The organism is Pseudomonas sp. BF-RE-21, assembly GCF_019947305.1.
Classification (GTDB): domain Bacteria; phylum Pseudomonadota; class Gammaproteobacteria; order Pseudomonadales; family Pseudomonadaceae; genus Aquipseudomonas; species Aquipseudomonas migulae.
The window spans coordinates 79,369-93,451 of sequence record NZ_JAGYGF010000004.1; the positions used below are offsets into that span (position 1 = coordinate 79,369).

General features: G+C 60.1%; 8 protein-coding genes and 1 other RNA gene. 3 read left to right on the forward strand and 6 right to left on the reverse strand.

Going from position 1 to position 14,083, the window contains the following annotated elements; genetic code table 11:
- Positions 1-83: 83 nt before the first annotated feature.
- Positions 84-398 (forward strand): helix-turn-helix domain-containing protein, encoded by a 315-nt coding sequence (locus KGB25_RS04775; RefSeq protein WP_008028568.1) that lies wholly within the window; start codon positions 84-86, stop codon positions 396-398.
- Between the two features lie 183 nt (positions 399-581).
- Here the strand turns inward: KGB25_RS04775 and ffs are convergent.
- The 6 genes from ffs to KGB25_RS04805 all read right to left on the reverse strand — a co-directional run bounded on the left by ffs (position 582) and on the right by KGB25_RS04805 (position 9,925).
- Positions 582-678, reverse strand: an RNA gene (ffs, locus tag KGB25_RS04780) — signal recognition particle sRNA small type.
- Between the two features lie 137 nt (positions 679-815).
- Positions 816-1,982, reverse strand: a complete 1,167-nt coding sequence (locus KGB25_RS04785) for a putative zinc-binding metallopeptidase (RefSeq protein WP_223434379.1) — start codon at positions 1,980-1,982, stop codon at positions 816-818.
- Between the two features lie 143 nt (positions 1,983-2,125).
- Entirely contained in the window at positions 2,126-4,483 is a 2,358-nt protein-coding gene (ligA, locus tag KGB25_RS04790) for an NAD-dependent DNA ligase LigA (RefSeq protein ID WP_223434380.1), read from the reverse strand.
- A gap of 178 nt (positions 4,484-4,661) precedes the next feature.
- The gene (gene zipA, locus KGB25_RS04795; protein WP_008027358.1) at positions 4,662-5,516 is read right to left on the reverse strand and encodes a cell division protein ZipA; all 855 of its coding nucleotides are present in this window, start codon (positions 5,514-5,516) and stop codon (positions 4,662-4,664) included.
- A gap of 258 nt (positions 5,517-5,774) precedes the next feature.
- Positions 5,775-9,263 carry a chromosome segregation protein SMC gene (gene smc / locus KGB25_RS04800; protein WP_008037755.1) on the reverse strand — a complete coding sequence of 1,163 codons (3,489 nt, stop codon included), beginning with the start codon at positions 9,261-9,263 and terminating at the stop codon, positions 5,775-5,777.
- Between the two features lie 2 nt (positions 9,264-9,265).
- Positions 9,266-9,925: a GntR family transcriptional regulator gene (locus KGB25_RS04805; RefSeq protein WP_192226244.1), complete on the reverse strand. Its 660-nt coding sequence runs from the start codon at positions 9,923-9,925 to the stop codon at positions 9,266-9,268.
- 266 nt (positions 9,926-10,191) lie between these two features.
- Between KGB25_RS04805 and xdhA the strand changes: the two genes are divergently transcribed.
- Together xdhA and xdhB are read left to right on the forward strand one after the other, a co-directional pair.
- Positions 10,192-11,646 (forward strand): xanthine dehydrogenase small subunit, encoded by a 1,455-nt coding sequence (xdhA, locus tag KGB25_RS04810; RefSeq protein ID WP_008027365.1) that lies wholly within the window; start codon positions 10,192-10,194, stop codon positions 11,644-11,646.
- Positions 11,639-14,038, forward strand: a complete 2,400-nt coding sequence (gene xdhB, locus KGB25_RS04815) for a xanthine dehydrogenase molybdopterin binding subunit (protein ID WP_192416913.1) — start codon at positions 11,639-11,641, stop codon at positions 14,036-14,038. The genes xdhA and xdhB overlap by 8 nt, the downstream gene beginning before the upstream one ends.
- The last annotated feature ends 45 nt before the right edge of the window (positions 14,039-14,083 follow it).

Sequence of the window (14,083 nt, forward strand, 5' to 3'; positions counted from 1 at the left end):
TTGCAAAGCAAGGTGATGGATCATGCAGTTGTCTAATGCAAAAATCTATCGTTAAGTTCTTGATTCTAAATGGGAATTGAGCGATGCAAATTTCAAGTTTGGGTTCAGCCATTCGGCGTTACCGCAAGGTCGCGGGGCTTACTCAGGCTGAACTCGGCGAAAAAACCGGTTTTGACCCGAAAACCATCAGCCGTTTTGAAACCGGCACCTACACCCCCAGCGTGGAAGCTCTGTTCCTGCTTGCCGGCGTGCTGGGGGTGAAACTGAAAGCCTTCTTCGCAGATTTGGGCGATGAGGATGAACAGCGGGCGTACCTGTTCGGAGTCATCCACAAAGCCACCCCGAAGGATCTGGGAAAGCTGATTGCAGCGGTTGACCAGGCCATGTCCAAGCCTTAGTGGCAGAAATGAAAAAAGGAGGCCGACTTGTCGTGATTCGACAGGTCGGCCTCCTTTTTTGCGCCTGTTTTCAAAACGGAAACGACGAAAAATCCGCCCTGGACGAAATCCATGGCAGAGCAACAAGACGGTATTTTTTGATGAAAAACGCGAGAGAAGGCTCGCGGTGCGTTATGGAGGCAACCCCACCAGCCACACCCCGGCACACAATGTTCCCGCTGTGGCTGCTTCCTTCCGGATCTGACCAGGTTCACGGGTAATCGTTGCGGGGGGACCGATGGGGTCACCATAACGACGCTCACCTGACGGCGAGCCGCGCCATTGTACCTATCTGAGGCGAAGTTACAACCGTTCGGGCGGATTAAAAAATATGAGCGGCTTCAAGGACATGCGCAGTCCTGAAAAGAGCGCAGGCGCCTACAGGTCCTGCACCACTTCATCCGCCCTGCCGCCCTCCTGCTGGATCACCAGATGAATGAAGTGCAACTTGGCAATCACCGCCGGCGGCAATACGAACGGGTAGAAATCCGGCTGGCCCATGCTGCGCGACAGTTCGTTGAGCATGCCGGCGAGTTCGATCCACGCATTGACGAATGACAGGAACGCCGCGCCGCCGGGATGCTGCGGATCATAGAGGGTGCTGGACGGGAATGGCTGGTAGTCGAAATCCATTTCCCGCGCACTCATGCCGAAGCCGAGGGCGGTGTCCACCGCGTCCATCATGTGCAGGTAATGCGCCCAGGTTTCGGCCCAGTCTTCCCAGGGATGCATCGTGGCGTAGGCGCTGACGAAATGTTGCTGCCAGTCGAGCGGCGCGCCTTGCTGGTAATGCCGGTCGAGCGCCTCGGCGTAACTCGCGCGCTCGTCGCCGAACACGTCGCGAAACGGTTCCAGCCACTGGCTGTTGGCGATCAGCCGGTCCCAATAATAATGCCCGACCTCATGACGGAAGTGGCCGAGCAACGTGCGATACGGTTCGTGCATCTGCACCCGCACCTGCTCGCGGTGCGCGTCGTCGGCTTCTTTGATATCGAGGGTGATCAGGCCGTTGGCATGGCCCGTGGTCGGTGGCTTGCCTTCGAGGTCGACGCCGATGAAATCGAAGGCCAGCCCGCTCTCTTCGTCCACGGTTTTGGGGATGACCTGCAAACCCAGGCTGACCAGTTGCGCAACCAACCGACGCTTGGCGATTTCGACCTTGCGCCAGCGTTCATGATTCTCGGGAAGCGATAAATCAGGAATGGTGTGATTCAGGCTACAGGCGATGCACAAGGTTTCGTGATCATTGGCCGGCAATAGCCAGTTGCACGCGGCCGGGGTGTCGAGATTGGCGCAGCGCCGGAAGATACCCGCGCCGGGGTCGGCATCGAGAATCCAGGTGTCGACCTGCGAAGCGGGCTGTAACGACGATAAGCGACTCTGCTCAGGCTGATAGCCCAAGGCCGCTGAACAGGCCAGGCACTGGCTGTTGCGAAAGAACAGCGACTGCCCGCAGCGACAATGCCAGACTTTGCTGTTGCGCGAGCTTTCGCCAATGAAAGGCGCGGCGATGCGTGAACTGAGCTGTTCGAAGAAGCGGTGCATGGCGATCTCTCCCTGGGCTTGCCAAGACTAGATCATGATTGGTTACCGATCGTTCCGGTTTTATGCGGTGTGACTGATATCGCTATCGCCGGCAAGCCGGCTCCTACAGGATTGTGTAGGAGCCGGCTTGCCGGCGATTGGCATCACACAGAAATACCGTGCTTGCTCAGAAACGCGACAAACGCCTCTTCATCCAGCACCTTCAACCCCAGCTCATTGGCCTTGGCCAACTTCGAACCGGCACCCGGCCCGGCCACCACGCAATGGGTCTTGGCCGACACCGAACCGGCCACTTTGGCGCCGAGGCTTTCCAGTTTGTCCTTGGCAACATCGCGGCTCATCAATTCCAGCGAGCCGGTCAGCACCCAGGTCTGCCCTGCCAGCGGCAAGCCTTCGACGACCTTCTTCTCGCTTTGCCAATGCATGCCGAAATCGCGTAGCTGCTTTTCAGCGGCTTCAGCGATCTGACGATTTTCGGCGACGGCAAAGAACTCGCGAACCGAATTGGCCTGTTTCTCTGGCAAGGCCTGGCGCATGTCCAGCCAGTCAGCAGAAAACACACCCTCCAGCGAACCGAATTTTTCCGCCAGCTTCTGCGCCCCGCCCGGCCCGACCGAAGGAATGTGCAGCTTGTCGAGGAAACCGCCCAGCGTGGTGCTCGCCGCAAACTCGGCGCCCAACTCGCCCTGATCCTGAATCTGCAGGCCATGCTTGAGCAGATCGGCGATCACCTGCTGGTTATGCGCATCTTCGAAGAAGCTGTGAATCTCGTGAGCCACTTCCAGGCCGACATCCGGCAAGTACGTGAGCACTTGCGGCAACGCCTGCTGAACCCGCTCCAGCGAGCCGAGGGAGCGTGCCAGCACCTTGGCGGTCTCTTCGCCGACATCGGGAATGCCGAGGGCGTAGATGAAGCGCGCCAGGCCCGGTTTTTTGCTGTCTTCGATGGCGCTGAGCAGGTTCTTGCTCGACAGCTCGGCAAAGCCTTCGAGATCGACGATTTGCTCGAACGTCAGGGCGTACAGATCGGCCGGCGAACTCACCAGACCTTCGTCCACCAACTGCTCGACGCTCTTCTCGCCCAAACCTTCGATGTCCATCGCTCGACGGGAAACGAAGTGAATGATCGCCTGCTTGAGTTGCGCACCGCAGGCCAGGCGACCGACACAGCGATACACCGCGCCCTCGCTGATGATCTCGCGCCCCTTGCTGCGCTTGACCAATTGTGTGCGTTCGACATGCGAACCGCACACCGGGCACTGTTCAGGAATCTGCACTGGCCGTGCGTTTTCCGGGCGGCGCTCCATGACCACTTGCACCACCTGCGGAATCACGTCGCCCGCGCGGCGGATGATCACGGTGTCGCCGATCATCAGCCCCAGACGCGCCACTTCGTCCATGTTGTGCAGCGTCGCGTTGGCCACGGTGACGCCCGCCACCTTGACCGGTTTCAAGCGCGCCACCGGCGTTACGGCACCGGTTCGCCCGACCTGGAATTCCACGTCGAGCAATTCGGTGAGTTCTTCCATCGCCGGGAATTTATGGGCAATCGCCCAGCGCGGTTCGCGGGCGCGGAAGCCCAATTCACGCTGGGAAGCGATGCTGTTGACCTTGAACACCACGCCGTCGATTTCATAGGCCAGACTGTTGCGACGCTCACCGATGTCGCGGTAGTAATCCAGGCATTCATCGATGCCGTGTGCCAGTTTCAGCTCGCGACTGATCGGCATGCCCCATGCCTGAAGCTGCTTCAGATTGCCGATGTGAGTGTCGGCAATCTCCGCCGAAACCTGGCCGATGCCGTAGCAGCAGAATTCCAGCGGACGGTTGGCAGTGATCTTCGAATCCAGCTGCCGCAAGCTGCCAGCCGCCGCGTTGCGCGGGTTGGCGAAGGTCTTGCCGCCGACTTCCAGTTGCGTGGCGTTGAGCCGCTCGAAACCGGCCTTGGACATGAACACTTCGCCGCGCACTTCCAGGGTCGCCGGCCAGCCGGTGCCTTGCAGCTTGAGCGGAATATTACGCACGGTGCGTACGTTGACACTGATGTCTTCACCGGTGGTGCCGTCACCACGCGTTGCGCCGCGCACCAACACACCGTCCTGATAAAGCAGGCTGACCGCCAGGCCATCGAGCTTCGGTTCGCAGCTGTACTCCACCGCCGCCCCGCCGCCAAACAAGTCGCCGGCTGGCAGGTCGAGGCCTTCAGTCACCCGACGATCGAACTCGCGCATGTCGGTTTCTTCGAAGGCGTTGCCGAGGCTGAGCATCGGCACTTCGTGACGCACCTGGGTGAACGCCGACAGCGCCGCGCTGCCGACGCGCTGGGTTGGCGAGTCGCTGGTGATGAGGTCAGGGTTGGCTGTTTCGAGGGCCTTGAGCTCATGGAACAACCGGTCGTACTCGGCGTCCGGAATGCTCGGCTCGTCCATCACGTGGTAGCGATAGTTGTGCTGATCCAGCTCAGCGCGCAGCTCTAGAATGCGGGTTTTGGCGGCGGTCATGGGTGTTCTCTCATAAAGCAAAAGAGCAGCCGAGGCTGCTCAATCTGTAAATACGGCGGTGATTTAGTTGTAGGAGCCAGGCTTGCCGGCGAAGGCGTATTTGAAATCGCCTTCGCCGGCAAGCCTGGCTCCTACAAGGTGCGGGAGTCGCGTCATGAACGCCCGCACATTGCCAATATCAGCGCTTCTGGGTCAGGGCGCGGCGTTCGAATTCGACGATGCGCTGACGGTAATGCTCGATCGTCTGCGCGGTCAGTACGCTGCGCTGGTCGTCTTTCAGTTCGCCGTTCAGCTCCTGGGACAGTTTGCGCGCCGCAGCCACCATCACGTCGAAGGCCTGCTTCGGATGACGCGGGCCTGGCAGGCCGAGGAAGAAGCTCACGGCCGGTGTGCTGAAGTGGTCGATGTCGTCCAGATCGAAGACGCCCGGCTTGACCGCATTGGCCATGGAGAACAGGACTTCGCCGTTGCCAGCCATGCTTTCGTGGCGGTGGAAAATGTCCATCTCGCCGAAGCGCAGACCGCTTTCGAGGATGTTCTGCAACAGCGCCGGGCCTTTGAAGCCAGCAGCGTCGCGGCAGATCACGCTGATCACCAGCACTTCTTCGGCTTGCGGTTGTTCCTTGTCGCTGACCGAAGGCGAAGACTTGGCGTCAACCGGGAAATCGTCGTCACGGCTGCTGAAGCTCGGGCCGCCGTCCAGGTCCAGGCTGAGGTTCATGTCGCCTTGCGACGGCTCGCCATGGCCACGCTTGCCGCGCTTGGAACCCGACTCACGGGGCTCACGGGCAGGCATGCTCACCGACGGCAGATCGTGCTCGTCCAGCTGCGGTTCTTTGTGGGTATCCAGAACGCGCGGCGGGCCCAACAGCTCGGCGCTGGTGTCCTCGTCCGGCAAATTGGACAGACTTCGATCAAGACGGAACTTCAGTTTTCCCTTGCCGCCGCGCATACGGCGCCAGCCATCGAAAAGAATACCGGCAATGACAATAATGCCGATGACGATCAGCCACTCGCGCAGACCGATTTCCATGTAATCCCGTGCCTCTATAAAAAATGCTGAAAAATAAGGGGTTTACAACTCGTAAACCGCTTTAAAACGTGGCGCCAACTCTATGTTCTGACAGGCGTTTTGCCCACGTATACGAAAAATTGACATTAAACTAGCACGACCAAAGGCAACTTTACACCGTCTGTCACAATGGCTTGCGCGAATATGTCGATTGGCCAGCAAGTCAAGGAAGGTAAATAAGTCCTACGGACAAAAAATACTCAACCTACAGACGCCGACTCAGGCATCCACCATCGCCATCGCCTCCTCGACATCCACTGCCACCAGACGCGAGCAACCCGGTTCGTGCATCGTCACCCCCATCAATTGATCGGCCATTTCCATGGCGATCTTGTTGTGGGTGATATAGATGAACTGCACCGTCTGCGACATCTCTTTCACCAGCCGGGCGTAGCGTCCAACGTTAGCGTCATCCAGCGGCGCGTCAACTTCATCGAGCATGCAGAACGGCGCCGGATTCAACTTGAAGATCGCAAAAACCAGAGCCAATGCGGTCAGGGCTTTTTCGCCACCGGAGAGCAAATGGATGGTGCTGTTCTTCTTTCCGGGCGGCTGCGCCATGATCGTCACCCCTGTATCGAGTAGATCTTCGCCCGTCAGTTCCAAATACGCGCGCCCTCCACCGAAAACTTTTGGGAAAAGCGCCTGTAAACCGCCATTGATCTGATCAAAGGTATCCTTGAAGCGGTTGCGGGTTTCCTTGTCGATCTTGCGAATCACGTTCTCGAGGGTGTCCAGCGCTTCGACCAGATCGTCGTTCTGCGCATCCAGATAACGTTTACGCTCGGATTGTTGCTGATATTCGTCGATGGCCGCGAGGTTGATCGCACCGAGGCGCTGAATGCGTGCGGCAATGCGTTCGAGTTCCTCTTCAGCGTCCTTTTCGCTGGCTTCGGTCGTCAGCGTGGCGAGTACGCCGTGCAGGTCGTAACCGTCTTCCAGCAACTGATCTTCCAGGGTCTTGCGGCGCACGGTCAGGGCTTGCCATTCCATGCGCTGGGTTTCCATCTGGCCACGAATCAACTGCGATTGCTGCTCGGCCTGATGGCGGCGTTTTTCGGCGTCACGCAATTCGCGGTCGGCGTCTTCGAGGGCAATCTGTGCGGTCTTGAGTTCTTCGTCGACAGTCATGCGCTTGTCGAGCAACTCTTCGAGCTTCAGGCGCAGCTCTTCCAGCGGCGCCTCGCCCTCCTCCAGATTGAGACTGAGCTGTTCGCGTTTTTCGGTGAGGCGCTCGGACTGCATTTCCAGCCGTTCCAGCGCCTGACGCGTCGAGTCGTGTTGCGCCTTGAGCGAACCCAGGCGCACCGCCAATTGATGCGCGTGATCCTTGTGCTGCCGGGCTTCCTGACGCACGCGATCAAGGCGCTCGCGCAAGCTGTCGCGCTGGGCCAGCAGCAGCTCACGCTGCTCGGTGTCCAGTGCCATGGCGTCGAGAGCTTCCTGCAATTGCAGGCGTGCTTCGCCGATGTTTTCGTGTTCCAACGCGCGCTGCTCGGCCAGCTCGGTGAGTTCTTCATCGAGCCGCGTGCGGCGCAAGGTCAGTTGCTCGACCTTGGCTTTGCCGGCGGACAACTGAGCTTTCAATTCGCCTTGCTGACGCGCTTCGTCCTGCAGCAAACGGCGCAAATGTTCGCGACCGTTTTCCTGTTGACGCTGCTGCGCCCGCAGGTTCTGAAGTTGGGTTTCGAGGGTTTCGACCGTGGCCTCGCGCTCTTCGCGCTCAACGCTCAAGCGCTGGATTTCCTGACCGCGAGCCAGCACGCCACTTTCCGCTTCGCTGGCGCGGCGCACCCGTAAAAAGTGCCGACCGACCCAATAACCATCACGGCTGATCAGGCTCTGACCGGCGCTCAGCTGACTGCGCAATGCCAAGGCCTGTTCGAGGTTTTCAACCGGCTTGACTTGCCCCAGCCACGGCGACAGATCGATCTGCGCCTCGACCTTGTCGAGCAAGCTGCCGGGCACGCGCACGCCATCGCTGGCGGGGCTGAGCAATCGCAAATCACCCTGGGCAAAACCGGCCAGGTCGAAACCGCCGAAATCGTCCACCAGCACCGCTTGCAGATCGGCACCGAGCACGGTTTCCACCGCCAGCTCCCAACCGGCTTCAACCTTGAGGCCTTCGGCCAGACGCGGACGGTCCGCCAGGTGTTGTTCGCGCAACCATTCAGCGGTACCGGTGCCCGGATCGAGCGCGGCTTGCTGCAAGGCTTCAAGCGAGGCGAGACGCCCGTTGAGACGCTGCAAATCACCCTGCGCCTGTTGCTGCGCCGACAACGCTTGCTGCAATTCCTGACGCAGTTGCTCGAGTCGTTCGACCTGCGCTTCTTCGCTGGCCTGCAAGTCTTCGAGCGTGGCCTCGGAAGCGGCCAACTGCTCGCTGAGTTCCATGATCGCCGCGTCTTCCGGGTCCGCCGAAAGCAAGGCGCGTTCTTCGCCGAGGCGCTTCTGACGATCAGCCAAACGCTCCATGCTGGTTTCCAGCTGCTGGATGCGCGACTGCTGGACTTCGGACTGGCGACGCGGCTCGGCGGCGGTCAGGTTGAACGTGTCCCATTGCTCCTGCCAGCCGTGCATGGTGGTTTCGGATTCTTCCAGTGCGGCGGCGGCTTCTTCAGCGGCGGCGCTGGTGACTTCCTGCTCCGGCGTGAGCATGTCCAGCTCTTCGCCGAGGGTCAGCAGCAACGTGCGGTCGTGACCCAGGTGAGATTCGGTTTCCAGACGCGCGCGCTCGGCTTCTTTCAGATCATCCTGCAGCTGACGCAAGCGCTGCTGACCGTGCTGGATGCTCTGCTCGACCCGGGCGATGTCGCCACCGACCGAATAGAAACGCCCCTGCACCAGATTGAAGCGCTCCGACAGGTCATGGTGCCCGTCGCGAAAGCGTTCGATGCTCGCGTCGGCGTTGCGCTGCTCGGCCACCAACGCTTCGAACGTGACTTCCTGGGTACCAATGATCGCTTCGCGCTGGCCGACCTGTTCGTTCAAGGCCTGCCAGCGCAGGGCTGACAGTTGCGCCTTGAGTTGACGCTCCTCGCCCTTGTATTCCTGATACTTCTTGGCCGCTTCCGCTTGGCGGTGCAGGCGTTCAAGCTGACGCGTCAGCTCTTCGCGCAGGTCCGTCAGGCGCTCCAGATTTTCGTGGGTGCGACGAATACGGTTTTCGGTCTCGCGCCGGCGCTCCTTGTACTTGGAGATGCCCGCCGCTTCTTCAATGAAGTTGCGCAAGTCTTCGGGCTTGGACTCGATCAGCTTGGAGATCATTCCCTGCTCGATGATCGAGTAGCTGCGCGGGCCCAGGCCGGTACCGAGGAAGATGTCGGTGATATCGCGGCGACGGCATTTGGTGCCGTTGAGGTAATAGGTGGTCTGGCTGTCGCGGGTGACTTTGCGGCGAATGGAAATTTCCGCATAGGCGGCGTATTCGCCAAGCAGGGTGCCGTCGGTGTTGTCGAACACCAGCTCGATGCTGGCCTGGCTCACCGGTTTACGGCTGGTCGAACCGTTGAAGATGACGTCGGTCATCGACTCGCCGCGCAAGTTCTTGGCCGAGCTCTCGCCCATCACCCAGCGCACGGCGTCGATGATGTTCGATTTGCCGCAGCCATTGGGCCCGACCACCGCCGCCATGTTACTGGGGAAGTTCACCGTGGTCGGATCGACGAAGGATTTGAACCCCGCCAGCTTGATGCACTTGAGCCGCACGCTTAAGCGTCCGTCAGGGCAGAAATCACCAGATCGCAACTGCGCTGGCAATACGCGGTCAGCACGGTGCGAATCAGTGCATGGTCACGGGCGATCACGGCCGCGAGCAAGCGTTCGAACAGTTCCAGGTACTCGCTCATCGAGGCCTTGCGCTGCTCCAGGGCGAGGAAATACGCACGGCTCATGGCCGGTTGCAGATTCTCGACGGTTTCCTGCAAGTACGGGTTGTTGGCAAACCCGTACGTGGCGCGCATCACATTGAAACTGTCGTCGACGAAGGCATGGATGTCCTGGCGCTCGTAGCTCGCGGTCAGGCGCTGCTGGATCTGCACGAACGGCGCCAGGTCGGCCTGGACTTGCCAGCCAGTGGCCACGGCATTGGCGAGCAGGATGTACATCTCGCCCATCAGCGTGCACAGGCTCTGCACCTTGTGCACGGTGAGTTCGGTCACATGGGCGCCGCGTCGCGGCAGGATCGCGATCAGGTGGCGACGCTCAAGGATCAGCAAGGCTTCGCGGACCGAGCCGCGGCTGACATTGAGGGCCAGCGTGACCTTCTGTTCCTGGATGCGCTCCCCGGGCTTCATTTCGCCACGAATGATGCGTTCGGCGAGGTGGTGAGCAATTTGCTCGGCGAGGCTGTCCGGCGCCTTGAACGTCATGGGTGTCCTTCAAATTCTTCGATCTGTACAAGCGGCGCAGTGTAGCGCACATGAGGGGTCATGGCGGAGTGCCCACTCGGCGGTTTTTGGCACGAATCCCGCAAAAAGCAGGCTAACCCGCAAGGGTCAATAATGAAGGAACGAGTCGTTGATCGACAAAATGCTATTTCCTGACCTTTAAGTCAGAAAATCATTGACCGCAAAGTCAGACCTGATAAATTCGGTCCAAGTCGGTTAACAACAATAATGAGTCTGCGAGGCCTTCCGTGATCCAGTTTTTACTTAACCAGGAACTCCGTAGCGAGCACGCCCTGGACCCAAACCTGACCGTGCTCAATTATCTGCGCGACCATGTGGGCAAACCCGGCACCAAAGAAGGCTGCGCCAGCGGTGACTGCGGCGCCTGCACCGTGGTGGTCGGCGAGTTGCAATCGGATGACGATGGCCGCGAACACATTCGCTATCGCAGCCTCAACTCGTGCCTGACGTTCGTTTCGTCGCTACATGGCAAGCAACTGATCAGCGTCGAAGACCTCAAGCACCAAGGCGAACTGCACAGCGTGCAGAAAGCCATGGTCGAATGCCACGGCTCGCAATGCGGCTTCTGCACCCCCGGTTTCGTGATGTCGCTGTTCGCACTGCAAAAGAACAGCGAACAACCGGACTCGCATAAAGCGCACGAAGCACTGGCCGGCAACCTCTGCCGTTGCACCGGCTATCGGCCGATTCTGCAAGCCGCCGAGCAATCCTGCTGCGGCAAGCAACCCGATCAATTCGACGCTCGCGAAGCCGAGACCATTGCTCGTCTGAAGGCCATCGCGCCGACCGATATCGGCGAACTCAACAGCGGCGACAAGCGCTGCCTGGTGCCGCTGACCGTCGCCGACCTGGCCGACCTCTACGACGCTTATCCACAGGCCCGGCTGCTGGCCGGCGGTACGGACCTGGCGCTGGAAGTCACGCAGTTCCACCGCACGCTGCCGGTGATGATTTACGTCGGCAACGTCGCCGAAATGAAGCGCATCGAACGCTTTGACGATCGCCTGGAAATCGGCGCCGCCACCGCCCTCTCCGATTGCTATGAAGCCTTGAACGCCGAGTACCCGGACTTCGGCGAATTGCTGCATCGCTTCGCTTCATTGCAGATCCGCAACCAGGGCACCCTCGGCGGCAACATTGGCAACGCCTCGCCGATCGGTGACTCTCCACCGCTGCTGATCGCCTTGGGCGCGCAGATTGTGCTGTGCAAGGGCGAAACCCGCCGCACCCTGGCTCTGGAAGATTACTTCATCGATTACCGCGTCACGGCGCGTCAGGAAAGCGAGTTCATCGAGAAGATCATCGTGCCGCGTGCCAGCGCCGAACAACTGTTCCGTGCGTACAAGGTTTCCAAGCGTCTGGACGATGACATTTCCGCCGTTTGCGCCGCCTTCAACATCCGTTTGGAAAACGGTGTGATCGCCGACGCACGCGTTGCCTTCGGTGGCATGGCTGCCATCCCCAAACGCGCCGCCAACTGCGAAGCCGTGTTACTCGGTTCACCGTTCAACAACGCCACCGTCGAACGCGCCTGCGCCGCACTGGCCGAAGATTTCACGCCGCTCTCGGACTTCCGCGCCAGCAAGGAATATCGCCTTCTCAGCGCGCAAAACCTGCTGCGCAAATACTTCATTGAACTGCAAACGCCGCACATCGAGACTCGGGTGACCGCTTATGTCTAATCATCACGCTGTAGAGAAGACCCAAGCCGAACTGGCTGAACTGTTCGCCAAGGACCTGACCACCGGCGTCGGCCGCAGCGTCAAGCACGACAGCGCTGCCAAGCATGTGTCCGGTGAGGCGCAGTACATCGACGACCGCCTGGAATTTCCGAACCAGCTGCACGTTTACGCACGGCTGTCGGACCGCGCCCACGCGAAAATCATCAGCATCGACACCAAGCCTTGCTACGCCTTCGAAGGCGTGCGCATCGCCATCACCCACGAAGACGTGCCGGGGCTGAAAGACATCGGCCCGCTGATGCCCGGTGATCCGTTGCTGGCCATCGACACCGTGCAGTTCGTCGGTCAGGTGGTACTGGCCGTTGCCGCTCGTGACTTGGAGACCGCACGCAAAGCCGCCATGGCCGCAGTGATCGAATACGAAGACCTGGAACCGGTGCTGGACGTGGTCGAGGCCTTTCGCAAAAAGCATTTCGTGCTGGACAGTCACACCCATGAACGCGGTGATTCAGCGGGCGCGTTGACGACAGCGAAAAATCGTATCCAGGGCACGCTGCACATTGGCGGCCAGGAGCACTTCTACCTCGAAACACAGATCTCGTCGGTGATGCCCACTGAAGACGGCGGGATGATTGTCTACTGCTCCACGCAAAACCCCACCGAAGTACAGAAACTGGTGGCGGAAGTGCTGGACGTGTCGATGAACAAAATCGTCGTCGACATGCGCCGCATGGGCGGTGGTTTTGGTGGTAAGGAAACCCAGGCAGCGAGCCCGGCCTGCCTGTGCGCGGTGATTGCGCACCTGACCGGCCAACCGACCAAAATGCGCTTGCCGCGTGTCGAAGACATGCTGATGACCGGCAAGCGTCACCCGTTCTATGTCGAGTACGACGTGGGCTTTGACGACAGCGGGCGCCTGCACGGCATCCAGCTGGAACTGGCGGGTAACTGCGGCTGCTCGCCGGACCTGTCGAACTCGATTGTCGACCGTGCGATGTTCCACGCCGACAACTCGTACTACCTCGGCGATGCAACCATCAACGGTCACCGCTGCAAGACCAACACCGCGTCGAACACCGCTTACCGTGGCTTCGGCGGCCCGCAAGGCATGGTCGCCATCGAAGAAGTTATGGACGCGATTGCCCGGCATCTGGCCCTCGACCCGCTGGCGGTGCGCAAGGCCAACTACTACGGCAAGACCGAGCGCAACGTCACCCATTACTACCAGACCGTCGAGCACAACATGCTCGAGGAAATGACCGCCGAACTGGAAGAAAGCAGCCAGTACGCCGAGCGCCGCGAAGCGATTCGCCGCTACAACGCCAACAGCCCGATCCTGAAAAAAGGCCTGGCGCTGACCCCGGTAAAATTCGGTATTTCCTTCACCGCCAGTTTCCTCAACCAGGCCGGTGCGCTAGTGCACGTCTACACCGACGGCAGCATCCACCTGAACCACGGTGGCACGGAAATGGGCCAGGGCTTGAACACCAAAGTCGCGCAGGTCGTGGCCGAAGTGTTCCAGGTGGAAATGGACCGCGTGCAGATCACCGCGACCAACACCGACAAGGTGCCGAACACCTCGCCGACCGCCGCGTCCAGCGGTGCTGACTTGAACGGCAAAGCTGCGCAAAACGCGGCGGAAATCATCAAGAAACGCCTGGTGGAATTCGCTGCGCGGCAATACAAGGTCAGCGAAGAGGACGTGGAATTCCACAACGGTCACGTACGGGTTCGCGATCACATCCTGACGTTCGAAGCACTGATCCAGCAGGCGTATTTCGCTCAAGTCTCGCTGTCGAGCACCGGCTTCTACAAGACCCCGAAAATCTTCTACGACCGCAGCCAGGCACGTGGTCGGCCGTTCTACTACTACGCGTTCGGCGCGGCGTGCTGCGAAGTGATCGTCGATACGCTGACCGGCGAGTACAAAATGCTGCGCACCGACATCCTCCACGACGTCGGCGCCTCGCTGAACCCGGCCATCGACATCGGTCAGGTCGAGGGCGGTTTCATCCAGGGCATGGGCTGGCTGACCATGGAAGAGCTGGTCTGGAATGCCAAGGGCAAACTGATGACCAACGGCCCGGCGAGTTACAAGATTCCGGCGGTGGCCGACATGCCGCTGGACCTGCGGGTGAAGCTGGTGGAAAACCGCAAGAACCCGGAAGACACGGTGTTCCATTCCAAGGCTGTGGGTGAGCCGCCGTTCATGCTCGGCATCGCGTCGTGGTGTGCGATCAAGGACGCCGTGGCGAGTCTGGGTGATTACAAACATCAACCGAAAATCGATGCGCCGGCGACGCCGGAGCGGGTGTTGTGGGGCTGTGAGCAGATGCGGCAGTTGAAGGCGGCGAAGGCCGTTGAAACCGAAACCGAGTTGGCTTCGCTCTAGAAACCGAGACGCGCCCTTCGCGGGCAAGCCTCGCTCCTACGGGTC